Origin of the sequence: Aedoeadaptatus ivorii, from assembly GCF_900638585.1 — a bacterium.
In the GTDB taxonomy this organism is placed as follows: Bacteria; Bacillota; Clostridia; order Tissierellales; family Peptoniphilaceae; genus Aedoeadaptatus; species Aedoeadaptatus ivorii.
Genome location: NZ_LR134523.1, coordinates 1,212,967 through 1,234,707 on the forward strand (window position 1 = coordinate 1,212,967; position 21,741 = coordinate 1,234,707).

Genomic DNA, 21,741 nt, shown 5'->3' on the forward strand with positions numbered 1-21,741 from the left:
CACCTCATACCGTATCAGTTTATCATATTCCGCGCAGGAGATCTATAAACTATTTGCGCCATGCACCCCTGTTGCCCTCAAAGTTTTGACAAAAAAACTCCGCAAATGCGGAGTGCTCTTTGTTCTGTATCAGTCTGCGCTGTAAGGCAACAAAGCGATTTGTCTTGCCCGTTTTACGGCGGTGGTAATCTTTCTTTGGTGCTTTGCACAAGCGCCGGTTACGCGACGGGGAAGGATCTTTCCGCGATCGGAAATAAATCTCTTCAAGGTTTGCGTATCCTTGTAGTCGATTGCCTTGTCCTTATCCGCACAGTAAATGCAGACTTTTTTTCTGGAACGGTATCTTCTTTGCATGTTCTCACCCCTTAACTATAGTTAAAATGGGATATCATTGTTGTCGATCGGGTAGTACCCTTCATCATCGGACTTGGGTCCGAAATTGTTGCGGGACGCGTCCTGTCCCTCGGATTGATAGGCCATATTGGTCGGCGTGTTTTGGTAATTGCCGCCGGCATTTCCCGCTTCCTGCGCAGATTCGATGAAATGCACCCGGTTCGCCACGATATCCGTGGTGTAAATGCGTTCGCCGTTTTTCTCGTAGCTGCCCGTATTGATGCGGCCTTCTACGGCAATGCGATTGCCCTTGTGGAAATAGTTCCCCAAGAGTTCCGCGGTCTTTCCGAAGGCCTTTACGGCGATAAAATCGGCGGTGGGTTGACCCGAGGCTTCCGCTTGTTGGCGCTTTTCTCGGCTCATGCCCCGATCCACGGCTATGGTAATAAATGTATTGGCAACGCCGCTTTGACTGTAACGTAATTCCGGTTCTCTGGTCAATCTTCCGTAGAGTACAACTAAATTCACGATATCACCAATCCCGTTTCTTATTCATCTACGCGGACGATCATATGACGCATTACGGAATCCAAAATGCCGGCGATACGCGCCAACTCTTTGATCGCTTCCGGTTGTGCCTCAAACTCCATGAGTACGTAATATGCTTCCTTGTAGTATTCGATTTCGTAAGCGAGTTTTCGGTTGCCCCATTCATCTGCCGTTTGGATGCTGCCGTTGTCTTCGATGATCTTCTTGAGCCTTTCCAAGTGCTTTTCGCGTACATCGGCATCGACGTCGGGATAGAACATAAGGACGATTTCGTATTTGTTCATGTTTCACCTCCTTGTGGACTGACGGCTCATTTCTGAGCAAGGATATCCATCTGATTTATTGTATTCGTCCGGGGCCCGAAAGTCAAGAAGAGAATAATCACAAAGCGCTGTTTTCCCTCTCGTCTCCGTGTTACCATGGAGGGGAAGGAGGTTTTTCATGCTGAAAGGATTATTTTACATTTCCCTATGTACCTTGCTGTGGGCACTCAACGGTAACGTCGGCGGTTACATATTCGAATACAAAAACTTTACGCCGGAAGTTTTGGTCGTAATCCGACTCACAGCCGTCGGCGTGGTACTTTTTTTAACGGACTTATTCCGCAGCGGCCGCTACGCCTTTCGCGTGGTCCGCAAACGCGAAAACTGGCCGCCCTTTGTGCTCTACGCCCTGGGCGGGATCCTGTGTATGCAGTTCGGCTATTTTTCCGCCATCTCCCATTCCAATGCGCCTTCGGCGACATTGATGCAATATGCGGGGCTGTTTATCATTATCGCCTATGCGTCGATTACGACCCGCACGGCGCCGCGACCCATCGTCTATTTTTCCCTTTTGCTCTGCTCGGCGGGGCTCTTCTTTATGGTCACCGGCGGCGATCCCTACAGCCTCGCCATCAGCAGACAGGCGCTCTTATGGGGCACGGTCTCGGCGGTGGGCTTCGCCAATTTTAACCTCGCTCCCACCGGCCTCTCGAAGACCTACCATTCTATGGAAATCTTGGGGCCGTCGATGCTCCTCGCCGGCGGCTTCTTGTTCCTCGCGACGCGACCGGATTTTTCCGCCGTCATCTGGGACAAGGAATCGATCGCGGCGGTGCTTTTTTGCATCTTCGGCGGCACCCTCGTCCCCTTCTGGAGCTTTATGGAAGGCGCGCGCCTCACCGGACCCACCCGCTCGGGCATCTTCTCCCTTTCGGAGCCGATTTTTTCGACCCTGGTGGCGGTCTTTATCTATCATCTGGCCTTTACGGCGACGGATCTATTGGGCATGGCGCTGATTTTGGTCTCGGTATTTTTATTGAATCTGCCCGACAAACGCAAGAAAAAAGAGCTATAGGCGGTCTGTGTAGACCCCTATGGCTCCTTTTTTTATCCATGCCTTGGCGGCATCGGCGTCGTTTACGGTGTGTACATAGTAGGGAATTTGCGCCCGGCGCAGTACATCGGCATAGCCCGCCTCCGCTTTTTGTTCCGACACGGTGATGGCATAGGGCCGCGCCGCGTCATAAAATGCCGCCACTTCTTGGGGCGTGTCTCCGGAAAGATAGAGGGTATAGAGAATCTTCTCAAAGCCCGCCTGGCGCACCGGCGCATATTCCGATTGGGCATAGATCTGGGGCAGAATGCGCGCCTTTAGGGCGGGTTCCACATCGGCGAAATCCCGCACGAGATGGCGCACATTGTCGGTCTTTATATCGGTAATCAAATACGCGTCTTTATGCGCCCGAAACCAGTCCAGCAACATGGAGAGGTCCATCTGGGTGTAGCCGTGGCGTTCTTTGAGCGCCAGAAATTCCGCCCGGCTCACCGGCGTCTCTTCGCTTCCGCCGTAGCCGAAAAACTTCTGCGTATAGCCGTCCCAGGAATGGATGCAGACCAGACGGTCGTCGGTGGTCTCCGACAGGTCGATCTCGAAGTACCGCTTACCCGCCGCATACTCTTTGTCCAGGGTTTCCTTGAAATTGGTGTAGCGCATGCCGTCTATGGTGCCGCCGGCGTGCATTACGGTTAGCGCCGCATCCAGCCGCTCTGTTCCCTCCATCGCCGCCCTTCGCATCTCGCCGATGCGGTCGGTCTCGCAAAGCGCATTGGAAAGGTCGATGGTTTCTTTCGCCGCGTCGCTTTTTTCCGCCGCCGTCTTTACGGCAAGCGGCTTTCTGTTCGTTCGGTCGATATAGCGCGAATTGGCGAAATGGCCGTCTCGGGTGATCTCAAAGAGTTCTGCTTGCGACAGATACGACCCTTTCAGCATATAGGTCTGCTGCAGGACGCGGTGTTCTTCCGTCTGCGGCTCCAAGAGATCTCTGCCGAAGAGGACGGCGATCTCGTCGTTCCAGCCCATAATGTTCGCGATGGTGGGCAGAAAATCCAGCTGCGAGCCTGTGGTTTTAACCGTCTCTCGTATATCCGCCCCCGGCACGTGCACGATCAGCGGAATATTCATCATATCGTCGTAGTCGTAGGGCCTGCCGTTAAAGGCGGTCATGTCCGCGGTCTGCTCCGGATCGTTTTTGGTCATGGCGAAGTGGTCGCCATAGAGCGCCACCACCGTATTTTCTAAGATCCCGGCCCGATCCAGTTCGTCGAGAAATTGCCCCAATGCTTCGTCGGTATAGTGAATGGCGTTTAGATAATTGCCGAGAATATGCCCTTCGATCGACGGATCGATCTCGAGCGCCTTGTATTTGTCGGGGCAGTAAAAGGGCGTGTGGCTCGAAAGGGTAATCATAAAGCCGAAAAAGGGGTCGGCGTCCGCGCCGCGGCGCTGGATCAGCTTCTCGGCGGATTGGCGAAAGAAACTGCCGTCCGAAAGCCCCATGCCCATCTTATCGTCCTGGGCATATGATTCGCCCAAGTCGATTTCGTCGAATCCCAGCTTCGGATAGACCGCATCGCGGTGGTAAAAGTCGCCCCGGTAGCCGTGCATGGCAAAGGTATCGTAGCCGCGATTTTTCGCCATATCGATCAGGCCGTATAAGTCTTTGTCGGCATAGAGACTGTAGGCGCCCTTGCGATTGTTGGGATATAGGCTAAAGAGCGAGACGAACTCCGCGTCCGAGGAGTTGCCGAGCCCCAACATCTGCATATAGTCCGTAAAGTAGAGGCTGCCCCGGTCGCGGATCAGGGCGTTTAAGTGCGGAGTGATTTCCTGTCCTTTGTATCGCTTCCCGATCACGTCGTTCTGCAGACTTTCGACCTGTATCACCAAAAGATTCTTGCCGCTTCCGATGCCGGTATAGGCGTTTTTGTGGTCGAGGCGCGTCAACAAATCGGGATAGGCCGCCGCGAGGTCGTCTTCTTCGGCGACCAGAGAGGCGACTTTTTGCGCCCGCCCGTAATCCGAAAGGCTCGCCGCCATCTGCCGTGCGGCGCCGCTATAAAGGCCGTAATCGGTGCCGGGAAGCGCCAACAAAATGCCGTAGAGGGCCGCCGCCGCGACAAAACACGCCGGCGATATGCGCTTTTTGGGCGCATCCGCATCCCGTAGAATAAAGACGAGTGCGGCGATCCCCAGCGCCAAATACAGCGGGTATAGCGGGTGTATGAGCTCCAGTACGACTTCCTTTACATCTTTTAGGTAGGTGACCTGGGTCATCTTGTAGATGTCGGGAAAGCTCCCGTAATAGCGGTAGTACATATGTAGGGCGAGTTTGGCGGCCATGCCGAATACGCCCAAGGTGGCGGCTAGCTTTTTCTTCGTATGAAGGGCAGTGAGCACGCCGTACTCGAAGGCGGCGGTCATGGCGGCGCTCAGTGCGGAAAGGGCCGCTTCGGTCTGCGCCATGGTGGCGTAGAGCACGAAGTTTTGCGCCCATAGGATTACAAATTGTACGATTTTTCTCACGGGTTCACCTCTTTCATTGACTCTACCATTCTACCGCATTTTTGTCGCAAGAAAAAGGCATCCCCGCTTTGGAGATGCCTTTTATGTAGCCGGGCGTGCCGGCTCTTATACCAATTCGATGATGGCGATTTCTGCGCTGTCGCCGACGCGGGGTCCCTTTTTCAGGATGCGGGTGTAGCCGCCTTGGCGTTCCGCGTAGTTCGGCGCAATTTCTTCAAACAGCTTGGTCACTACGTCTTCGTCGAAGATGTAGGCCAATGCCTGGCGTCTTGCGTGGAGATCGCCCCGTTTGGCGAGGGTGATCATTTTTTCCGCCATGCGCTTGGTTTCTTTTGCACGGGTCACTGTGGTTTCGATCCGGCCTTCGCGCAGAAGATCCGTGGTCAAATTACGCAACATGGCTCTTCTGTGCGGAGTCGTGCGGCCTAATTTTCTGAGTTTTGCCACAATGGATTCCTCCTTTATTCAACGTCTTCTTTGAGAGAGAGACCCAGTTCAGACAGCTTTTCCTGCACTTCTTCCAGGCTCTTCTTCCCGAGATTTCTAACTTTCATCATTTCGTCTTCGGTCTTATCCGTCAGCTCTTCGACGGTGTTGATGCCCGCGCGTTTCAGGCAGTTGAAGCTGCGAACGGACAGGTCGAGTTCCTCGACGGTCATTTCCAGGACCTTTTCCTTTTTGTCTTCCGGTTTTTCCACCATGATGTTGACGTCGTTTACGGTCTCGGTCATGGAGATAAACAGGTCCAGATGTTCCGTAAGGATCTTGGCCGCCAAAGACGTCGCCGCATCGGCAGACATGGATCCGTCGGTTTCGACTTCGAGGATCAGACGATCGTAGTCGGTACGGAGGCCGACCCGCGTGTTTTCTACGTTCCAATTGACCCTGCGAATGGGGGTGTAGTTGGAATCGACGGGAATCACGCCGATTTCGGTGATCTCGTCTTTTTTCAGTTCGCTGGGCTCGTATCCGCGGCCGCGTTCCGCGACGAGTTCCATATACAGGTCCGCGTCTTCGTTTAAGGTCGCGATATGATGGTCGGGATTGACGATTTCTACCCCGGCGGGCACTTCGATATCCGCCGCGGTCAACTCGCCCGCCCCGACTTTTTCTACGCTCAGACGAACGGGTTCGTCCTGGTCGCTGCGCAACACGATGCCTTTGACGTTTAGGATGATTTCCGGAACGTCTTCCAGTACGCCCTGGATGACGCTGAATTCGTGCTCTACGCCACGAATGTTGACAAAGGACACGGCGCATCCCGGCAGGGAGGAGAGCAGGACTCTCCGAAGGGAATTGCCCAAGGTGATTCCATAGCCGTTTTCCAGCGGTTCTACGACAAATCTTCCTTTATTGCCGTCGTCGTCTAATCGTTCAACTACAATACTAGGCTTTTCGATCTCGATCATGTTATCCGCCCTCCTATTGAATGGGTCACTGGAGACAATAATACGTTCAGGCTATCTGCCGTATTATCAGACTCTACGACGCTTCGGCGGACGGCAACCGTTGTGGGGAATGGGCGTAACGTCTTTGATCATGGTGACTTCCAAACCGGAAGCTTGCAGGGAACGGATGGCGGCTTCGCGTCCGCTGCCGGGTCCCTTTACGAAGACTTCTACGCTCTTTAGACCGTATTCTTTTGCCTTGTTGGCCGCTTCCTGCGCCGCTTCTTGAGCCGCGAAGGGAGTGGATTTTCTGGAGCCTCTGAAGCCGAGTTGTCCGGCACTCGCCCAGGAGATGACATTGCCGCTTGCGTCGGTCAAGGTCACCATGGTGTTGTTAAAGGAAGAAGCGATATGCGCTTGTCCTTTTTCGATGTTCTTGCGCACTCTCTTTTTGGAGCGCGTAGCTCTGGATTGTTTAGCCATTTAGCCCTCCTACTTCTTCTTTGCTACAAGCTTCTTCGGACCTTTTCTCGTTCTGGCGTTGGTCTTGGTCTTTTGACCGCGAACGGGGAGCCCTTTCTTATGGCGAATACCGCGATAGCAGTTGATTTCGCGCAGTCTCTTAATGTTTAAGGCGATTTCGCGACGGAGATCCCCTTCTACCGCATATGCGTCTACGATTTCACGGATGGATGCAACTTCCGCTTCGGTGAGGTCCTTAATGCGCGTGTCGAAGGAAACGCCCGCCTTCGTCAGGATTTCTTGCGCGCGAGGGCGACCGATTCCGTAAATATAGGTGAGCCCGATTTCAGCTCGTTTTTCTCTCGGTAAGTCAATACCTGCAATTCTTGCCATGCCTACACCCCCTTAGCCTTGTCTCTGTTTGTGTTTCGGGTTTTCGCAGATCACCATAACGCGTCCGTTGCGCTTAATGATCTTGCATTTATCGCACATCTTCTTTACTGAAGGTCTTACTTTCATTTCGTCCCCTCCTAATCCTATTTCTTTCTCCAGGTAATTCTTCCGCGGGTCAAGTCATAGGGACTGAGTTCTACGGTGACCTTGTCCCCCGGAAGAATGCGGATGTAGTGCATACGCAGCTTTCCGGAGATATGTGCCAAAATCTCGTGTCCGTTCTCTAACTTGACTTTAAAATTCGTGTTGGGCAGGGCATCGGTAACGACGCCTTCCACTTCGATTACATCTTGTTTTGCCATGAAAGCATCCTCCTTATGCCTCTTGGAAGCGAGACAGTTGTTTACGAATATAACTATCGTTTAACGTTCTATCTGCAGGATTCATATCCACACGCGAATTCGTCTTCTGCAGATGCATTGCTTTTTTCCGCTTCGGATTTTCCAATGTCCTTCTCTTGCCGTCTGCCAACAAAAGATATCTGTCGTCAATTACTTCCAAGACCACAAAAAAGCCGTCCTTGTCTCTGCCCGCCTTGGATATCACTACCTGACCCACTCTGATATCAGAGGTCCCTATCATCGAATTCAGACCTCTTGTTCCAGTCCGCTTCGAATGCTTTCGAATACCTCTTCAATCGCGCCGGAACCGTCGACATCCAGAAGCAGTCCCTGCGCTTTATAATAATCGATTAACGGGGACGTCTGTTTTTCGTAGACGCCGATACGCGTTTTTACCGTTTCTTCGGTATCGTCATCCCGCTGAATCAATGTCTCTCCGTCCGCGTCGCATTTGCCTTCCACCTTAGGCGGTTGGTTTACGACGTGATAGGTTCTACCACATTTGGGGCAGACTCTGCGTCCTACGGTGCGTTCTACGAGAAGATTTTTGTCTACGACGATATTAATGACGCGATCGAGCTTTTGGCCCATCGCTTCCAGGGCGGCATCCAATGCCACCGCCTGGTTTACCGTACGAGGAAATCCGTCTAAGAGAAATCCTTTTTGCACATCGTCCTTCTTCAGGCGATCTACGACGATTTCGTTGACGACTTCGTCGGGTACGAGTTCTCCCCGATCCATATAGCTCTTGGCTTTTTTTCCCAATTCCGTGTCGTTTTTGATGTTCTCGCGGAAGATGTCTCCCGTAGAGATGTGCACGACGTCGAATGTGTCTACGATGGATGCAGCTTGCGTACCCTTGCCGGCTCCCGGCGGGCCTAAAATGACCAGTCTCATATGATCCTCCTTATTTTAGGAATCCCTTATAGTGTCGCATCATTAATTGTTGTTCCAGTACTCTCGCCGTTTCGAGGATGACACCGACTACGATGATCAGACTCGTGCCGCCGAAACTGAAGTTCATGCCGGTGACCTTTTCCAAGATCGTCGGCAATACGGACAGGATGGCCAGGGCAATGGCACCGGGGAATACCAGTCGATTTACCGTGCGTTGCAGATAGTCGCTGGTGCTCTTTCCGGGACGAATCCCCGGAATAAATCCACCATTTTGTTGTAAGTTTTTGGAGTATTCTACGGTGTTAAACTGGATGGCGGTGTAGAAGAACGTAAAGAATACGATCAATAGCACCATAAATATGCTGTAGACGAAAATCCCTACATTGCCGGCCGGCGTAAACCACTTGGTCAAGAACTTCGCCGCATCGGACTCGCGTCCTTGAAACATGACGAAGATCGACGGAATACTCATAATGGTCTGTGCAAAGATGATGGGCATAACGCCGCTCATCAAAACTTTAATGGGAATATGGGTGCTCTGTCCGCCGTACATCTTGCGGCCGACCACGCGCTTCGCGTATTGAACGGGAATTCTGCGTTGGCCTTCATTCAGCAAGACGACGAATACCACGATGGCGACGGCGAGGATCAAAAATACCGCGACCCAAGCCCAGGATGTCATCCCGGCACTCGCCATGCGGATCGATGCCCATATATCGGCGGGGAATCTGGCTACGATCCCTGCAAAGATGAGTAAAGAGATCCCGTTTCCGATTCCGCGCTCCGTGATCATCTCGCCGATCCAGATCAGGAAGGTACTCCCCGCTACGACCGACGCGATGATGACGAAATCTTGGAACATATTGCTCGTGTTCACCGCTTGACGGTAAAAGCCGTAGGTGTAACCGATGGCCTGTACCGCAGCGAGAGCCACTGCTAAATACCTTGTGTACTGTGCGATCTTCTTGCGTCCCGTCTCCCCTTCTTTGCTCAGCGCTTCCAAGCTGGGAATCGCGATCGTCAGAAGTTGCAAGACGATGGACGCGGTAATATACGGATATATACTGGTGGCGAATATCGAGAAATGCCCGAAGTTACCGCCACTCATTAAATCCAAGAAGGACAGTATACCACCTTGGGACTGGTTAAAGATCTGGGCGATCGCCTCCCGGTTCATAAAGGGAACGGGGATGTGGCTGCCAAATCGGAATACGACCAGCATCAGCAAGGTGAAGAGAAGTTTTTTACGAATTTCCGGGATCTTCCAAGCGTCTCTAAAGGTCTGGATCATCTAGATCACCTCAGCCTTTCCCCCTGCCGCTTCGATCTTTTCGGCTGCGGATTTGGTGAAGTGTTCCGCCTTTACGTGAACGGATACGTTGATTTCTCCGTTTCCTAATACTCTCAAGCCGTCTTTGGCGTCGATCTTTTTGACGATGCCCTTTTCCAACAAGGTGTCTAAGGTAATTTCCGCACCGTTTTCAAATTGATTCAGAGCTTCCACATTTACAATGGCATATTGCTTCTTGAAAATGTTGGTAAAGCCTCTTTTAGGAAGACGACGGAACAGGGGCATTTGACCCCCTTCAAAACCGGGGCGTACGCCGCCGCCGCTACGGGCTTTTTGACCTTTGTGTCCGCGTCCGGCGGTCTTACCGGTACCGGATGCGATCCCGCGGCCGAGGCGTTTCTTTGCTTTGACTCCTCCACCTTCTTGAGGTCTTAAATCATGCAATTTCATTGCGTCCACCTCCTTAGTCGACGATTTCGACCATATGGCTTACTTTGCCGATCATACCGCGAATTTGCGGGGTGTCGCTCTTTTCGACGACCTGACCGACTTTGCGCAAGCCCAATGCTTTAATCGTGCGTCTGTGATTTTCAATGCTACCGATGGGGCTTCTCTTGAGTTTAATCTTAATGGTACTCATCGTATCCCCCTATCCTAAAATCTCGTCCACGCTCTTGCCGCGGAGTTTTGCCACATTTTCGGCGGTCTTCAGACCGGTGAGGCCTTCCATGGTGGCGTTGACGGTGTTTCTCGGATTCGAGGATCCGATGCTGTGGGTGTAGATGTCCTTAATGCCTGCGAGTTCGCATACGGCACGGACACTGCCGCCGGCGATAACACCGGTACCGGGACGAGCGGGTTTTAAGAATACGCGTCCGGCGCCGAATACCCCGGTGATTTCGTGGGGGATTGTGTTGCCGACGAGATTGATCTTCACCATGTTCTTTTTGGCAGCCTGGGTGCCCTTGCGGATCGCTTCGGGAACTTCCAGGGCCTTTCCCATGCCGATACCGACACTGCCGTTTCTGTCGCCTACGACGACGAGAGCGGAAAAGCGCATATTGCGGCCGCCCTTAACGGTCTTGGCAACACGGTTGATCGCTACTACTCTTTCTTCGAGTTCCGAGTCTCTCTCTCTGGTGTTCTTTCTGTTACGGTTCAAGCCATTCCCTCCTTTAGAACTTCAGTCCTGCTTCGCGGGCCGCTTCCGCGAGCGCGCTAATGCGTCCGTGGTATACATAACCGGAGCGATCGAAGACGACTTCTTCCACATCGTGTTCCTTTGCCTTTTCGGCGATGGATTTTCCGATGGCCTTGGCCGCTTCGAGATTTTTTGTGCTCTCCAGGTTCAAGGACTTATCCAAAGTAGAGGCACTGGCGATGGTCTTTCCGTTTACATCGTCGATCAGTTGCGCGTAAATGTGGTGCGCGCTGCGGTAAACGGCAAGACGAGGCTTGGATTCGGTTCCGTTAATTTTACGTCTGACGCGAGTTTGTCTCGCTTTGCGATTGCCGTGGCGGTCAATTTTCTTAAACAAAACACTCCACTCCTTTCTTACTTGCCGGTCTTACCGACTTTTCTGCGCACTTGTTCGCCCACATAACGGATGCCCTTGCCCTTGTAGGGTTCCGGACTTCTGAAACTGCGGATGTAAGCGGCATAAGCGCCGACTTTCTGTTTGTCGATCCCGGTGATGATGATGCTCGTGTTGGAAGGAACTTCCACTTCGATTCCTTCGGGATCTTCCAATTCGATCGGGTGGGAAAAACCGAGACTCAAGTTCAGCTTCTTGCCGGACTTTTGCGCACGGTATCCCGTACCGATGATTTCGAGTTCTTTTTTATACCCGTTGGTAACGCCTTCGATATTGTTCGCGATCAGCGTGCGGTAGAGACCGTGCAGGGCGCGGATGTTTTTGTCGTCGTTGGGACGGGTCAATACGACTTGCGTGTCATTGACTTCAACGCCGATAATGGGGTCGACTTCGGTTTGAAGGCTTCCCTTGGCCCCTTTGACTTCTACCACATTGCCGTTCTTCTTAACCTCTACGCCGGAGGGGATATCGATAGGGTTTTTTCCGATTCTAGACATCTTACCGCTCCTTCCTTACCAAACGTAGCAGAGAACTTCTCCGCCGACTTGTTCTTTACGGGCGTCGCGGTCGGTCATAATCCCCTTGGAAGTGGAGATGACGGCAATTCCCAAACCGCCCAATACCTTGGGGATTTCGGTGTGCTTTGCGTATACGCGAAGACCGGGTTTGGAAATTCTCTTAATACCGCTGATTACTTTTTCGTCGTTCTTGCCGTACTTTAATTCTACATTAATCTTGCCTTGCTGTTCGTCTTCGATCACTTCGTAGCTTTTAATATAGCCTTCCTCGAGAAGGATACGGGAGATTTCCGCCTTCATACCAGAAGCGGGAATCTGAACAGATTTATGTTTTGCATCGTTGCCGTTACGGATTCTCGTAAGCATATCTGCAATGGGGTCTGTCATCATTGTCAATTCCTCCTTTCGGTTAGCCTTACCAGCTTGCCTTTCTTACGCCGGGGATTTGTCCCGCGTAAGCGAGTTTACGGAAGCAAATTCTGCAAATGCCGTATTTTCTGAGCACGGCGTGAGGGCGTCCGCAAATTTTGCATCTGGTGTATTCTCTTGCGCTGTATTTCGCTTTTCTCTTTTGCTTAGCCACCATGGATTTCTTTGCCACAGTTTAACCCTCCTTCTTTGCAAAAGGCATACCCATCTTCGCGAGAAGGGATTTTGCCTCTTCATCCGTTTCGGCGGTCGTTACGATAATAATATCGAGACCGCGCAAGGCGTCGATCTTATCGTATTCGATCTCCGGGAAAATCAGTTGTTCTTTGAGTCCCAACGCGTAGTTTCCGCGACCGTCGAATGCGGTGGGCTTTACGCCGCGGAAGTCGCGCACGCGGGGCAGGGCGACATTCATCAGCTTGTCGAGAAAATCGTACATTCTCTCGCCGCGCAGGGTCACCTTGCAGCCGATATTGGAACCTTCTCTTAACTTGAAGTTCGCAATGCTCTTACGCGCCTTGGTGACGACGGGCTTTTGGCCGGAGATCAAGGTCAGGTCGTTTACGGCGCTTTCCAGTGCCTTGGGATTGTCCTTCGCTTCTCCTAAACCGATATTGATCACTACTTTTTCCAGGCGAGGAATTTGCATGACATTTTCATACTTGAACTCGTCCATCAAAGCAGGTGCGACTTCATTGATAATCTTTTCTTTTAATCTCGATGTCATCACAGACCTCCTTACTTATCAGAAATGGTAGCGCCGGAGGACTTGATTACTCGTACTTTCTTCCCGTCTTCCACGCGATAGCCGATGCGACTTCTCTTGTTGGTCTTGGTATCGTAGTACATGACGTTGGAAACGTGAATCGGCGCTTCACTCTTGGTGATGCCGCCGGGATTTTGGGGTCCTCTGGGCTTTTCGTGTCTGGTTACGATGTTGACACCTTCGACGACAATGCGGTCAAGTTTCGGGATGGTGCGGACGACCTTACCTTTTTTACCTTTGTCCTTGCCGGAAATGACTTCGACGGTATCTCCTTTTTTGATGCGCATTCTATGCCACCTCCTTAAAGAACTTCGGGAGCGAGGGAGATAATACGCATAAAGTTTTCTCCTCTAAGCTCGCGGGTTACGGGTCCGAAGATACGGGTACCTTGGGGGTTCTTGTCGTCTTTAATAACGACCGCAGCGTTCTCGTCGAACTTGATATAGGTTCCGTCGGAACGACGAATGCCCTTTTTGGAACGCACGATAACCGCTTTGACGACGGCACCTTTTTTAACAACGCCGCCGGGTGTTGCGTGTTTAACGGAGCAAATGACGATATCGCCGATATTTGCATAGTGGCGATTCGTACCGCCCAATACCTTGACGACGCCGAGTTCTCTTGCACCGGAGTTATCGGCGACTTTCAATCTGCTTTCTTGTTGAATCATTCCGAAGACCTCCCTTATTTCGCTCTTTCTACGATGCGGACGAGTCGGAATCTCTTATCCTTGGACAGGGGACGTGTCTCCATAGCGCGTACGGTATCGCCGATACCCGCTTCGTTATTCTCGTCGTGTACCTTATATTTTTGGGTGTTTTTGAATCTCTTTTTGTAGATCGGGTGGGTTTTGAAGGTCTCTACGGCCACGACAATGGTCTTGTCCATCTTGTCGCTTACGACCTTGCCGGAGATCACTTTGCGTTGATTTCTTTCCATACCTTACGCCTCCTTTTCCATATTGAGCTCGCGCTCTCTTTGGATGGTCTTTACGCGAGCAATGTCTTTTTTGACATTTTTAATGGTAGACGGATTGTCCAATTGACCGGTCGCCAGTTGAAAGCGAAGGTTAAAGAGTTCGTTTTTCAACTCGGACACCTTGTTATTCAGTTCCTCACTGGATAATTTACGGATGTCATTACTTTTCATTAGAGTCGCCCTCACTTTCTTCCGTATTTTTGGCGATAAATCTCGTCTTAATAGGAAGCTTCATGGAAGCAAGACGCATCGCTTCTCTCGCCACTTCTTCGGAAACGCCGCCCAATTCGAACAGGACGCGTCCCGGCTTAACGACGGCAACCCAGTACTCCGGAGAACCCTTACCGGAACCCATCCGGGTTTCAGCGGGCTTTTCGGTGACGGGCTTGTCGGGGAATACCTTGATCCAGATATTACCGCCACGGCGGATGTAACGGGTCATGGCACGACGTGCGGCCTCGATTTGATTGGAGGTGATCCAGGTCGGTTCCAATGCTTGGATGCCGTATTCACCGTAGGTCAAAGTGTTGCCTCTGTGGGCGACACCCTTCATTCTGCCACGATGTTGTCTCCGATATTTTACTCTTTTCGGCATTAACATATTGCTTTCCTCCTCACTTACCGTCTGTCTTGGCCTTGGCCTTGATTTCTACGGTTGCTGCCGCGACGATTGTCGTTGCCGCGACGTCTGTTGTCTCTGCGGTTTCTGCGTCCTTCCGGTCTTTGGGGAAGGATTTCGCCCTTATAGAGCCATACCTTTACGCCGATCTTGCCGTAGGTGGTGTCCGCTTCGGCAAATCCGAAGTCGATGTCGGCGCGCAGGGTTTGCAAGGGGATGGTACCTTCGCTGTAGCCTTCGCGGCGCGCCATATCGGCACCGCCGAGACGACCGGAACATTGGGTACGGATGCCCTTGACGCCGAGGCGCATAACGCGTTGGATGGTTTGTTTCATAGCGCGACGGAAAGCCACACGGCGTTCCAGTTGTTGCGCGATGTTTTCCGCGATCAGGGTTGCGTCCAGGTCGGGGTTTTTCACTTCGTCGACATTGATGACGACGCTTCTGCCGGTCAGCTTTTCGAGATCCTTACGCAGCTCTTCGACGCCGCTTCCGCCGCGTCCGATCACCATACCCGGCTTTGCCGTGGAAATAGAGATCTTGACCTTGTTGGCCGCGCGTTCGATTTCAATTCTGGCGATGCCCGCCTGATACAGATGCTTCTTTACGAATTTACGGATTTTATCGTCTTCGACGAGGAGATCTCCAAAGTCTTTTTTATCGGCATACCATTTGGAATCCCAATCTTTAATGATCCCTACACGAAGACCGTGCGGATTTACTTTTTGACCCATTCTTCTCCTCCTCCTTATTCTCTTTCGGAAACGACGACGCCGATGTGGCTAGAACGCTTCAGGATGGGATAAGCCATACCCTTCGCCTTGGGGCGATAGCGCTTCATCGTCGGACCGTCGTTGGCATATGCTTCTTTAACGATCAGATCTTCACGATCCAAATTCAGGTTGTTTTCCGCATTAGCGACGGCGGAGTGCAGAACCTTATACAGTTCACGGGCGCCGCGCTTGGGGGTAAATTTCAGAAGCGCCAGGGCTTCTTCGACTTGCTTGCCGCGAATTTCCGCACAAATGAAGTTTACCTTCAAAGGAGAAATCCGCACGTATTTTGCAATTGCTCTTGCTTCCATTCGTTCTTCCTCCTTATTTCAGCTTCGCTGCCTTTTCGCCGCTGGTGTGGCCGCGGAAAGTGCGGGTTAATACGAATTCGCCGAGCTTATGACCTACCATATCCTCGGTGATATAGATCGGAACGTGCTTTCTTCCGTCGTGAACGGCGATGGTGTGGGACACCATTTCCGGGAAGATCGTCGAACGACGAGACCATGTTTTGATAACTTCTTTTTTGTTTGCTTCGTTCAGGGCGTCTACCTTCTTCAGCAGGTGTTCATCTGCAAAAGGTCCCTTCTTAATGGATCTGGACATTGCTTCCTCCTCCCTTATTTCGTTCTGCGACGAATAATGTAGCGATCGCTCTTCTTGCTCTTTTGACGCGTCTTCAGGCCGAGCGTCTTCTTGCCCCAGGGGGACATCGGGGACGGACGACCGATCGGGGTACGACCTTCACCACCACCGTGGGGGTGATCGACGGGGTTCATTGCAGAACCGCGAACGTGGGGACGAATGCCGAGGTGGCGTTTGCGACCCGCCTTACCCAGGGTAACCAGTTCGTGGGAGATATTGCCGACGCTGCCTACCGTCGCTCTGCACTCGACGCTTACCAGACGGAACTCGCCGGAGGGCAGACGGAGTTGGGCCATCTTGCCTTCTTTTGCCATCAGCTGTGCGCCGCTTCCGGCTGCACGGGCCAATTGGCCACCCTTGCCGGGGGTCATTTCGATGTTGTGGACCGTGGTACCTACGGGGATAGCGCGCAGGGGCAGGGCGTTACCGATCTTGATATCCGCTTCTTCGCCGGATTCGATCTTATCGCCGACCTTCAGTCCCTTGGGCGCCAAGATGTAGCGCTTTTCGCCGTCCATGTAGTTGATCAGGGCGATGTATGCGGAACGGTTGGGGTCATATTCGATTTGTGCGACCTTTGCGGGGATGTTGTCCTTTTGACGCTTAAAGTCGATAATCCGGTACTTCTTGGTGGTACCGCCGCCTCTGTGACGACTGGTGATTCTACCGTGGACGTTTCGTCCGGCGGATTTATTTAAGGTGACCAGCAGACTCTTTTCGGGTCTGTTTCTCGTAATTTCTTCAAAGCTTGCGACAGTCATGCCTCTGCGGCCGTTGGTCGTCGCTTTATATCTTTTGATCTCCATTAGATTTCCCTCCTTAGGCTTTATTGCATGCTGTCGAAGAATTCAATCGGCTTGGAGTCGGCGGTGAGCTTGACGATGGCCTTTTTCCAGTCGGGACGCTTGCCCGAGTTCATGCCTTGGCGTTTCACCTTGCCGGTCATATTCATCGTATAGACCTTTTCCACCTTGACGGAGAAAATGGACTCGATGGCCTTTTTGATTTCCGATTTGTTGCTCTTCTTGGCGACTTCAAAGGTGTACTTGTTTTCTTCCATATCCATCATGGATTTTTCCGTAACCAGCGGACGGATAATGATATCAAAGTTTTTCATTAGTTATACACCTCCACGATTTTATCCAATGCTTCCTTCGTCAGGATCAGGGAGTCGTATTTCAAGATGTCGTAGACATTCATGGTGCCGACGGTGGCGGTCTTTACGCCTGCGAGGTTTCTTGCACTCAGCAACACATTGTTGTCGGCGCCTTCCGCGATTACCAGCGCCTTATTGGCCGCGCCCATCTTCTTTAAGCTCTGTACGAATTCTTTGGTCTTCGGCGCATCCATTTGGAATTTGTCGACGACGATCAATTCTTTTTCTTGTACCTTTGCGCTCAGAACGGACTTCATCGCCAGGCGACGAACCTTCTTCGGCGTGGTATAGCGATAGCTTCTCGGCTTCGGTGCAAACACGATGCCGCCGCCTCTCCATTGGGGTGCGCGGATGGAACCTTGTCTTGCACGACCGGTGCCCTTTTGTCTCCAGGGCTTTCTGCCGCCGCCGCGAACCTCAGCGCGAGTTTTTGCGGACTGTGTACCTTGGCGTCTGTTGGCGAGAATGTTCTTTACTACCAAATAGACGACGTGTTCGTTGATTTCTACGTTAAAGACCGCATCGGAAAGTTCGATCTCTTCGACCGAATTGCCCTGCATGTCGATCATTTGAAACTTAGTCATTCGTGTGTCCTCCTCTCGCTTATTTACTGTTCTTTACAGTAGCACGGACGCGAACGAGTCCGTTCTTCGGTCCGGGGATGGCGCCCTTGATCAAAAGGAAGTTGTTGTCCGCATCGACGCGGATAACTTCGAGGTTTTGAACCGTGACGCGTTCGTTGCCCATTCGGCCGGCCATGCGGTGGCCCTTGAAGACGCGTCCCGGATAGGAAGCCGCGCCCATACCGCCGGGCATTCTGTGGAACTTGGAACCGTGGGTTTCGCGACCGCGGCCGAAATTATGTCTTTTGATCAAGCCTGCGGTGCCCTTACCCTTGCTGGTGCCGACGACGTCTACGCGGTCGCCCGCTTCGAATACGTCGACTTTCAGCTCGTCGCCGACATTGTAGTCTTCGCCTTCTGCGAGGGGGAATTCACGCAAATACTTCTTGTATGCCACGCCGGCCTTGTCGTAGTGGCCTTTTACCGGTTTGTTGACGCGCTTTTCCTTTACCGAGCCGGTAGCGACTTGAATCGCATCGTATCCGTCGACTTCCTTCGTCTTTCTTTGAACGACCACTTGGGGTTCGACGGCCACGACCGTTACGGGAACCTGGGTTCCCTCTTCGGTAAAGATTTGGGTCATGCCAATCTTCTTACCTAGTGCATATTTCATAAAATACCTCCATTACAGCGGATTGCCAGGCAATCGTATAGTCCGACAGCTTACAGTTTTATCTCAATATCTACGCCTGCGGGCAGATTGAGTTTCATGAGAGAGTCCACGGTCTTTTGGTTGGGGCCCAGGATATCGATCAGACGCTTGTGCGTTCTTTGTTCGAATTGCTCTCTGGAATCCTTATGTTTGTGTACGGAACGAAGAATCGTGATGATCTCTTTTTCCGTGGGCAAGGGTACCGGACCCGATACTTCCGCGCCGCTGCCTTTGGCGGCTTCTACGATACGGTGAGCGGAGTTGTCCAGCAACTCGTGGTCATAAGCTTTCAAACGAATTCTGATTTTTTGTTTTACATTTGCAGACATTAAGTCCCTCCTATTGCATTTTCCTCAACATTTAGGGAAGAGCGCCGATCAACCGATCCGGGTGTTTTCTTTACCCCTTAAAAAAATATGGGCGCTCTGTCGCCCAATTCGCGATTGGACATTCTCGACAATAATTCCCTTTTCCATAGGCTGCCGGCGACGAATCGCCGCTTACGCATCGGCCTATTTCAAAGCCACCTATTGCTTCAACGCATGTCATACACATACCCGAGCATTATACATGAAAAGGCGCGCGAATACAAGGGTTGCGTTGAAATTCCTGTAATTTCTTCAAATCTCTCGCACCTCGCGGGGAGCGCCTCCTGCTCGGACAGCTTCCTGATAATACACGATGAACCCGTACTTTGCAAGGTTTTTTCAAATCCTTTGAAAACTTTACAAAGTGCGGACACAAAAAAAGATGCATACCGCAGTATGCATCTTTTGGCGCCGATGGGCGTTGTTTTATTTTTCTTCTATAGAATAGGGCCGCTTGTGCGCTTACAGAACGCTGAGGGCGTACTCGTCGCCCTCGTAGTCCACGCGTACGCGGTCGCCGTCGACGACATCGCCTGCGATCAACGCGCGGGAGAGTTTGGTTTCGATGTGGTTTTGAATATAGCGCTTTACGGGCCGTGCACCGTATTGTACGGTATAGGACTCTTTGAGCACTTGTTCCTTCGCCGCATCGGAAAGCTCGATGGCGATCTCCCGATCGGACAGGCGCGCTTGAATGTCGCGAACCGCCACGTCGACGATGCGCTTGATTTCGTCTTTTTCCAGCGGCGTAAAGAGCACGATCTCGTCGATCCGGTTTAAGAATTCCGGGCGGAAGTGCATCTTCATCATATCGGACACTTCTTCGCGAGAGCGTTCGGACAATTCGCCGTCCGCGTCGATCCCCTCGATCAAAGCCTGGGAACCGATATTCGAGGTCATAATGATGACGGTGTTTTTGAAGTCCACGGTGCGGCCCTGGTTGTCGGTCAATCGGCCGTCGTCCAAGACCTGCAACAGGATATTGAACACGTCGGGATGCGCTTTTTCGATCTCGTCGAAGAGGATCACCGAATAGGGCTTTCTGCGCACGGCCTCGGTGAGCTGTCCGCCTTCTTCGTATCCCACATAGCCCGGGGGCGAACCCACGAGTCGGGACACGGCGTGTTTTTCCATATACTCACTCATATCGATCCGGACCATATTGCGCTCGTCGTCGAAGAGGGCTTCGGTGAGCGCCTTTGCCGTTTCGGTCTTGCCGACGCCGGTGGGCCCCAAGAAGATAAAGCTCCCGATGGGCCGGTTTTCCGCCTTGAGGCCGGCGCGGGCACGGAGCACGGCATCGCTTACCGCCTTGGTGGCTTCTTCCTGCCCGATCACCCGTTGTCGCAAAATTTCATCGAGGCGAAGCAGCTTTTCGCGCTCGGTTTCGGCGAGCTTCGCGACGGGAATGCCCGTCCACTTACTGACGACCTCGGCGATCTCTTCTTCGGTCACTTCTTCTTTAATCAGACGGCCGTCCCGCTTTTCCTTTTGCTCCTCTGCCTTCAGCGCCTCTTCCAGGCGGGGCAGTTTGCCGTAGCGGAGTTCGGAGAGCTTTTCGAGATCGTAATTGCGCTCCGCCTCTTCGATTTCATGGCGAATGCGGTCGATCTCTTTTTTTAGGGATTTTTCGCCTTCCAGTTCTTTCTTCTCCGATTCCCAACGGGCAGTGAGCCGGTCGAAATCGGATTTTTCTTCGGAAAGTTCCCCTTCCAATTTTTCCAGCCGCTTAAAGGACGCCTCGTCGGTTTCCTTTTTCAGCGCCTCCCGCTCGATCTCCAGCTGCAAAATACGCCGACGGATCTCGTCGATTTCGGTGGGCATCGACTCGATCTCGGTGCGCACCATGGCGCAGGCCTCGTCCATCAGGTCGATCGCCTTGTCCGGCAAAAAGCGGTCGGTGATATAGCGATCGGAAAGCACCGCGGATTGAATCACCGCCGAGTCCGAAATGCGGATGCCGTGATAGATCTCGTACTTTTCTTTGAGCCCCCGCAAAATCGAAATCGTATCCTCTACGGTCGGCTCCTGCACGGTCACCTTTTGGAATCTACGCTCCAGCGCCGGGTCCTTTTCGATGTATTTTCGGTATTCGTCGAGGGTGGTCGCCCCGATGGCATGCAGTTCCCCCCGGGCGAGCATGGGCTTTAAGAGATTGCCCGCATCCATCGCCCCTTCGGATTTTCCGGCGCCGACGATATTGTGGATCTCGTCGATAAACAAGAGGATCTCGCCGTCGGATTCCTTGACTTCGTTGAGGACCGCCTTCAGTCGTTCTTCAAACTCGCCGCGGTATTTGGCGCCGGCGATCAGCGCCCCCATATCCAGCGAAAACACCGTCTTGTTCTTTAGGCCTTCGGGCACATCGCCCGCGATAATCCGCTGGGCGAGCCCTTCGACGATAGCGGTCTTTCCGACCCCCGGTTCTCCGATCAGCACGGGGTTGTTTTTCGTGCGGCGCGAGAGAATGCGGATCACATGGCGCACCTCTTCGTCGCGACCGATGACGGGGTCCATCTTGCCCTTTTTCGCCTCGACGGTAAGATCTCTGCCGTATTTTACCAGCGCTTCGTAGGTGTCTTCCGGATTGTCCGAGGTGACGCGCTGATTGCCCCGGATTTCTTTTAAGGCGGCCATAAAGGTGTCTTCGTCGATGCCGTGGTTTTCTAGCACGCGCCGGTTGTTCACCCCTTCGCCCTTTAGCATGGCGAGGTACAAGTGCTCCACACTGACATAGCTGTCGCCCAGGCGCTTCGCTTCTTTGAGCGCGTCGGTGAGTACCCCGTTGAGCGCATTCGAAGGCCGCGGTGTGGCGCCGGTCTGCCTGGAGAGGCGATTGATCTCCCGATCCACCGCATTTTCCACTTCGCGCCCGTCTACGTCCATATATTCCAGCACGCGGGGAATCAGCCCCTCGTCGTCCGCCAAGAGCGCTTTGTTCAGGTGGAGGACGTCGACTTCGGGGTTGCCGTATTCCTGCGCCAAATTTTGGGCGGCTTCGATGGCCGCTAAACTTTTTTGCGTAAATTTATCGATTTGCATGGCATTCCCTTTCTTAT

Annotated in this window: 35 protein-coding genes; 1 reads left to right on the top strand and 34 read right to left on the bottom strand. The window is 52.5% G+C overall.

Annotated elements, in window-relative coordinates; genetic code table 11:
• Positions 1 to 129: 129 nt before the first annotated feature.
• Genes rpsR through rpsF form a run of 3 tightly spaced genes read right to left on the bottom strand, consistent with a single transcriptional unit; the run spans position 130 to position 1,166 of the window.
• Entirely contained in the window at positions 130 to 354 is a 225-nt protein-coding gene (rpsR, locus tag EL294_RS06040; protein WP_126465785.1) for a 30S ribosomal protein S18, read from the bottom strand.
• Positions 355 to 375: 21 nt separating this feature from the next.
• Entirely contained in the window at positions 376 to 861 is a 486-nt protein-coding gene (locus tag EL294_RS06045) for a single-stranded DNA-binding protein (protein WP_126465788.1), read from the bottom strand.
• A 20-nt stretch (positions 862 to 881) separates the two neighbouring features.
• Positions 882 to 1,166, bottom strand: a complete 285-nt coding sequence (gene rpsF / locus EL294_RS06050; protein ID WP_126465790.1) for a 30S ribosomal protein S6 — start codon at positions 1,164 to 1,166, stop codon at positions 882 to 884.
• A 157-nt stretch (positions 1,167 to 1,323) separates the two neighbouring features.
• Here rpsF and EL294_RS06055 point away from each other — a divergent pair, with 157 nt between their 5' ends.
• A complete protein-coding gene (locus tag EL294_RS06055) occupies positions 1,324 to 2,220 on the top strand; it encodes a DMT family transporter (RefSeq protein ID WP_126465792.1) in 897 nt (298 codons plus the stop codon).
• On the opposite strand, the gene EL294_RS06060 is transcribed toward EL294_RS06055, so the two are convergent.
• The 31 genes from EL294_RS06060 to clpB form a co-directional block, all read right to left on the bottom strand.
• The gene (locus EL294_RS06060; protein WP_126465793.1) at positions 2,215 to 4,728 is read right to left on the bottom strand and encodes a sulfatase-like hydrolase/transferase; all 2,514 of its coding nucleotides are present in this window, start codon (positions 4,726 to 4,728) and stop codon (positions 2,215 to 2,217) included. The two genes, EL294_RS06055 and EL294_RS06060, sit on opposite strands and share 6 nt — an antisense overlap.
• Positions 4,729 to 4,833: 105 nt before the next feature.
• Entirely contained in the window at positions 4,834 to 5,175 is a 342-nt protein-coding gene (rplQ, locus tag EL294_RS06065; protein ID WP_126465795.1) for a 50S ribosomal protein L17, read from the bottom strand.
• 14 nt (positions 5,176 to 5,189) lie between these two features.
• A complete protein-coding gene (locus EL294_RS06070; protein ID WP_126465797.1) occupies positions 5,190 to 6,137 on the bottom strand; it encodes a DNA-directed RNA polymerase subunit alpha in 948 nt (315 codons plus the stop codon).
• Positions 6,138 to 6,203: 66 nt separating this feature from the next.
• Positions 6,204 to 6,599, bottom strand: a complete 396-nt coding sequence (rpsK, locus tag EL294_RS06075) for a 30S ribosomal protein S11 (protein WP_126465799.1) — start codon at positions 6,597 to 6,599, stop codon at positions 6,204 to 6,206.
• 9 nt (positions 6,600 to 6,608) lie between these two features.
• Entirely contained in the window at positions 6,609 to 6,971 is a 363-nt protein-coding gene (rpsM, locus tag EL294_RS06080) for a 30S ribosomal protein S13 (protein WP_126465801.1), read from the bottom strand.
• A 12-nt stretch (positions 6,972 to 6,983) separates the two neighbouring features.
• Positions 6,984 to 7,097 (bottom strand): 50S ribosomal protein L36, encoded by a 114-nt coding sequence (gene rpmJ / locus EL294_RS06085; RefSeq protein WP_126465803.1) that lies wholly within the window; start codon positions 7,095 to 7,097, stop codon positions 6,984 to 6,986.
• A gap of 17 nt (positions 7,098 to 7,114) precedes the next feature.
• Positions 7,115 to 7,333 carry a translation initiation factor IF-1 gene (gene infA / locus EL294_RS06090; RefSeq protein WP_126465804.1) on the bottom strand — a complete coding sequence of 73 codons (219 nt, stop codon included), beginning with the start codon at positions 7,331 to 7,333 and terminating at the stop codon, positions 7,115 to 7,117.
• A 285-nt stretch (positions 7,334 to 7,618) separates the two neighbouring features.
• On the bottom strand, positions 7,619 to 8,269 hold the full coding sequence (locus EL294_RS06100) for an adenylate kinase (RefSeq protein WP_126465808.1): 651 nt from the start codon (positions 8,267 to 8,269) through the stop codon (positions 7,619 to 7,621).
• Between the two features lie 10 nt (positions 8,270 to 8,279).
• Positions 8,280 to 9,560 carry a preprotein translocase subunit SecY gene (gene secY / locus EL294_RS06105; protein ID WP_126465810.1) on the bottom strand — a complete coding sequence of 427 codons (1,281 nt, stop codon included), beginning with the start codon at positions 9,558 to 9,560 and terminating at the stop codon, positions 8,280 to 8,282.
• On the bottom strand, positions 9,561 to 10,010 hold the full coding sequence (gene rplO / locus EL294_RS06110) for a 50S ribosomal protein L15 (protein ID WP_126465812.1): 450 nt from the start codon (positions 10,008 to 10,010) through the stop codon (positions 9,561 to 9,563).
• Positions 10,011 to 10,023: 13 nt separating this feature from the next.
• On the bottom strand, positions 10,024 to 10,200 hold the full coding sequence (gene rpmD / locus EL294_RS06115; protein ID WP_126465814.1) for a 50S ribosomal protein L30: 177 nt from the start codon (positions 10,198 to 10,200) through the stop codon (positions 10,024 to 10,026).
• Positions 10,201 to 10,209: 9 nt separating this feature from the next.
• Complete coding sequence (rpsE, locus tag EL294_RS06120; protein ID WP_126465816.1) at positions 10,210 to 10,722, bottom strand: 30S ribosomal protein S5; 513 nt, start codon at positions 10,720 to 10,722, stop codon at positions 10,210 to 10,212.
• Between the two features lie 13 nt (positions 10,723 to 10,735).
• Positions 10,736 to 11,098 (bottom strand): 50S ribosomal protein L18, encoded by a 363-nt coding sequence (gene rplR, locus EL294_RS06125; protein WP_126465818.1) that lies wholly within the window; start codon positions 11,096 to 11,098, stop codon positions 10,736 to 10,738.
• A 17-nt stretch (positions 11,099 to 11,115) separates the two neighbouring features.
• Entirely contained in the window at positions 11,116 to 11,652 is a 537-nt protein-coding gene (gene rplF / locus EL294_RS06130; protein WP_126465820.1) for a 50S ribosomal protein L6, read from the bottom strand.
• Between the two features lie 15 nt (positions 11,653 to 11,667).
• The gene (gene rpsH / locus EL294_RS06135; protein ID WP_126465822.1) at positions 11,668 to 12,063 is read right to left on the bottom strand and encodes a 30S ribosomal protein S8; all 396 of its coding nucleotides are present in this window, start codon (positions 12,061 to 12,063) and stop codon (positions 11,668 to 11,670) included.
• A 25-nt stretch (positions 12,064 to 12,088) separates the two neighbouring features.
• Positions 12,089 to 12,274, bottom strand: coding sequence for a type Z 30S ribosomal protein S14 (locus EL294_RS06140; RefSeq protein ID WP_126465824.1), 186 nt, complete (start codon positions 12,272 to 12,274; stop codon positions 12,089 to 12,091).
• Between the two features lie 3 nt (positions 12,275 to 12,277).
• Positions 12,278 to 12,829, bottom strand: coding sequence for a 50S ribosomal protein L5 (gene rplE, locus EL294_RS06145; protein ID WP_126465826.1), 552 nt, complete (start codon positions 12,827 to 12,829; stop codon positions 12,278 to 12,280).
• An 11-nt stretch (positions 12,830 to 12,840) separates the two neighbouring features.
• On the bottom strand, positions 12,841 to 13,155 hold the full coding sequence (rplX, locus tag EL294_RS06150) for a 50S ribosomal protein L24 (protein WP_126465827.1): 315 nt from the start codon (positions 13,153 to 13,155) through the stop codon (positions 12,841 to 12,843).
• 14 nt (positions 13,156 to 13,169) lie between these two features.
• The gene (rplN, locus tag EL294_RS06155) at positions 13,170 to 13,538 is read right to left on the bottom strand and encodes a 50S ribosomal protein L14 (RefSeq protein ID WP_126465829.1); all 369 of its coding nucleotides are present in this window, start codon (positions 13,536 to 13,538) and stop codon (positions 13,170 to 13,172) included.
• Between the two features lie 14 nt (positions 13,539 to 13,552).
• Complete coding sequence (gene rpsQ, locus EL294_RS06160; protein ID WP_126465831.1) at positions 13,553 to 13,807, bottom strand: 30S ribosomal protein S17; 255 nt, start codon at positions 13,805 to 13,807, stop codon at positions 13,553 to 13,555.
• A gap of 3 nt (positions 13,808 to 13,810) precedes the next feature.
• Complete coding sequence (rpmC, locus tag EL294_RS06165) at positions 13,811 to 14,017, bottom strand: 50S ribosomal protein L29 (protein WP_126465834.1); 207 nt, start codon at positions 14,015 to 14,017, stop codon at positions 13,811 to 13,813.
• Positions 14,007 to 14,447 (bottom strand): 50S ribosomal protein L16, encoded by a 441-nt coding sequence (rplP, locus tag EL294_RS06170; RefSeq protein ID WP_126465836.1) that lies wholly within the window; start codon positions 14,445 to 14,447, stop codon positions 14,007 to 14,009. Before rplP ends, rpmC begins: the two co-directional genes overlap by 11 nt.
• A 17-nt stretch (positions 14,448 to 14,464) precedes the next feature.
• Positions 14,465 to 15,199 carry a 30S ribosomal protein S3 gene (rpsC, locus tag EL294_RS06175; protein ID WP_126465838.1) on the bottom strand — a complete coding sequence of 245 codons (735 nt, stop codon included), beginning with the start codon at positions 15,197 to 15,199 and terminating at the stop codon, positions 14,465 to 14,467.
• A gap of 14 nt (positions 15,200 to 15,213) precedes the next feature.
• Positions 15,214 to 15,549 carry a 50S ribosomal protein L22 gene (rplV, locus tag EL294_RS06180; RefSeq protein ID WP_126465840.1) on the bottom strand — a complete coding sequence of 112 codons (336 nt, stop codon included), beginning with the start codon at positions 15,547 to 15,549 and terminating at the stop codon, positions 15,214 to 15,216.
• Between the two features lie 13 nt (positions 15,550 to 15,562).
• The gene (gene rpsS, locus EL294_RS06185; RefSeq protein WP_126465842.1) at positions 15,563 to 15,844 is read right to left on the bottom strand and encodes a 30S ribosomal protein S19; all 282 of its coding nucleotides are present in this window, start codon (positions 15,842 to 15,844) and stop codon (positions 15,563 to 15,565) included.
• A 14-nt stretch (positions 15,845 to 15,858) separates the two neighbouring features.
• Positions 15,859 to 16,689, bottom strand: a complete 831-nt coding sequence (gene rplB / locus EL294_RS06190) for a 50S ribosomal protein L2 (protein WP_126465844.1) — start codon at positions 16,687 to 16,689, stop codon at positions 15,859 to 15,861.
• Between the two features lie 20 nt (positions 16,690 to 16,709).
• The gene (gene rplW, locus EL294_RS06195; protein WP_126465846.1) at positions 16,710 to 17,000 is read right to left on the bottom strand and encodes a 50S ribosomal protein L23; all 291 of its coding nucleotides are present in this window, start codon (positions 16,998 to 17,000) and stop codon (positions 16,710 to 16,712) included.
• On the bottom strand, positions 17,000 to 17,623 hold the full coding sequence (rplD, locus tag EL294_RS06200) for a 50S ribosomal protein L4 (protein WP_126465848.1): 624 nt from the start codon (positions 17,621 to 17,623) through the stop codon (positions 17,000 to 17,002). The genes rplW and rplD overlap by 1 nt, the downstream gene beginning before the upstream one ends.
• A 19-nt stretch (positions 17,624 to 17,642) precedes the next feature.
• The gene (gene rplC, locus EL294_RS06205; protein ID WP_126465850.1) at positions 17,643 to 18,275 is read right to left on the bottom strand and encodes a 50S ribosomal protein L3; all 633 of its coding nucleotides are present in this window, start codon (positions 18,273 to 18,275) and stop codon (positions 17,643 to 17,645) included.
• Between the two features lie 50 nt (positions 18,276 to 18,325).
• Positions 18,326 to 18,643 (bottom strand): 30S ribosomal protein S10, encoded by a 318-nt coding sequence (rpsJ, locus tag EL294_RS06210; RefSeq protein ID WP_126465852.1) that lies wholly within the window; start codon positions 18,641 to 18,643, stop codon positions 18,326 to 18,328.
• Between the two features lie 501 nt (positions 18,644 to 19,144).
• Complete coding sequence (gene clpB / locus EL294_RS06215) at positions 19,145 to 21,724, bottom strand: ATP-dependent chaperone ClpB (RefSeq protein WP_126465854.1); 2,580 nt, start codon at positions 21,722 to 21,724, stop codon at positions 19,145 to 19,147.
• Positions 21,725 to 21,741 lie beyond the last annotated feature (17 nt).

Bases quoted from the DNA above. Each gene is read 5' to 3' on its own strand.
- rpsR (WP_126465785.1), bottom strand. From the start codon at position 354: ATGCAAAGAAGATACCGTTCCAGAAAAAAAGTCTGCATTTACTGTGCG.
- rpsF (WP_126465790.1), bottom strand. From the start codon at position 1,166: ATGAACAAATACGAAATCGTCCTTATGTTCTATCCCGACGTCGATGCC.
- EL294_RS06055 (WP_126465792.1), top strand. From the start codon at position 1,324: ATGCTGAAAGGATTATTTTACATTTCCCTATGTACCTTGCTGTGGGCA.
- EL294_RS06070 (WP_126465797.1), bottom strand. From the start codon at position 6,137: ATGATCGAGATCGAAAAGCCTAGTATTGTAGTTGAACGATTAGACGAC.
- rpsK (WP_126465799.1), bottom strand. From the start codon at position 6,599: ATGGCTAAACAATCCAGAGCTACGCGCTCCAAAAAGAGAGTGCGCAAG.
- rpsM (WP_126465801.1), bottom strand. From the start codon at position 6,971: ATGGCAAGAATTGCAGGTATTGACTTACCGAGAGAAAAACGAGCTGAA.
- rpmJ (WP_126465803.1), bottom strand. From the start codon at position 7,097: ATGAAAGTAAGACCTTCAGTAAAGAAGATGTGCGATAAATGCAAGATC.
- infA (WP_126465804.1), bottom strand. From the start codon at position 7,333: ATGGCAAAACAAGATGTAATCGAAGTGGAAGGCGTCGTTACCGATGCC.
- EL294_RS06100 (WP_126465808.1), bottom strand. From the start codon at position 8,269: ATGAGACTGGTCATTTTAGGCCCGCCGGGAGCCGGCAAGGGTACGCAA.
- secY (WP_126465810.1), bottom strand. From the start codon at position 9,560: ATGATCCAGACCTTTAGAGACGCTTGGAAGATCCCGGAAATTCGTAAA.
- rplO (WP_126465812.1), bottom strand. From the start codon at position 10,010: ATGAAATTGCATGATTTAAGACCTCAAGAAGGTGGAGGAGTCAAAGCA.
- rpmD (WP_126465814.1), bottom strand. From the start codon at position 10,200: ATGAGTACCATTAAGATTAAACTCAAGAGAAGCCCCATCGGTAGCATT.
- rplF (WP_126465820.1), bottom strand. From the start codon at position 11,652: ATGTCTAGAATCGGAAAAAACCCTATCGATATCCCCTCCGGCGTAGAG.
- rpsH (WP_126465822.1), bottom strand. From the start codon at position 12,063: ATGATGACAGACCCCATTGCAGATATGCTTACGAGAATCCGTAACGGC.
- rplE (WP_126465826.1), bottom strand. From the start codon at position 12,829: ATGACATCGAGATTAAAAGAAAAGATTATCAATGAAGTCGCACCTGCT.
- rplX (WP_126465827.1), bottom strand. From the start codon at position 13,155: ATGCGCATCAAAAAAGGAGATACCGTCGAAGTCATTTCCGGCAAGGAC.
- rplN (WP_126465829.1), bottom strand. From the start codon at position 13,538: ATGATTCAACAAGAAAGCAGATTGAAAGTCGCCGATAACTCCGGTGCA.
- rpsQ (WP_126465831.1), bottom strand. From the start codon at position 13,807: ATGGAAAGAAATCAACGCAAAGTGATCTCCGGCAAGGTCGTAAGCGAC.
- rpmC (WP_126465834.1), bottom strand. From the start codon at position 14,017: ATGAAAAGTAATGACATCCGTAAATTATCCAGTGAGGAACTGAATAAC.
- rplP (WP_126465836.1), bottom strand. From the start codon at position 14,447: ATGTTAATGCCGAAAAGAGTAAAATATCGGAGACAACATCGTGGCAGA.
- rpsC (WP_126465838.1), bottom strand. From the start codon at position 15,199: ATGGGTCAAAAAGTAAATCCGCACGGTCTTCGTGTAGGGATCATTAAA.
- rplV (WP_126465840.1), bottom strand. From the start codon at position 15,549: ATGGAAGCAAGAGCAATTGCAAAATACGTGCGGATTTCTCCTTTGAAG.
- rpsS (WP_126465842.1), bottom strand. From the start codon at position 15,844: ATGTCCAGATCCATTAAGAAGGGACCTTTTGCAGATGAACACCTGCTG.
- rplB (WP_126465844.1), bottom strand. From the start codon at position 16,689: ATGGAGATCAAAAGATATAAAGCGACGACCAACGGCCGCAGAGGCATG.
- rplW (WP_126465846.1), bottom strand. From the start codon at position 17,000: ATGAAAAACTTTGATATCATTATCCGTCCGCTGGTTACGGAAAAATCC.
- rplD (WP_126465848.1), bottom strand. From the start codon at position 17,623: ATGACTAAGTTTCAAATGATCGACATGCAGGGCAATTCGGTCGAAGAG.
- rplC (WP_126465850.1), bottom strand. From the start codon at position 18,275: ATGAAATATGCACTAGGTAAGAAGATTGGCATGACCCAAATCTTTACC.
- rpsJ (WP_126465852.1), bottom strand. From the start codon at position 18,643: ATGTCTGCAAATGTAAAACAAAAAATCAGAATTCGTTTGAAAGCTTAT.
- clpB (WP_126465854.1), bottom strand. From the start codon at position 21,724: ATGCAAATCGATAAATTTACGCAAAAAAGTTTAGCGGCCATCGAAGCC.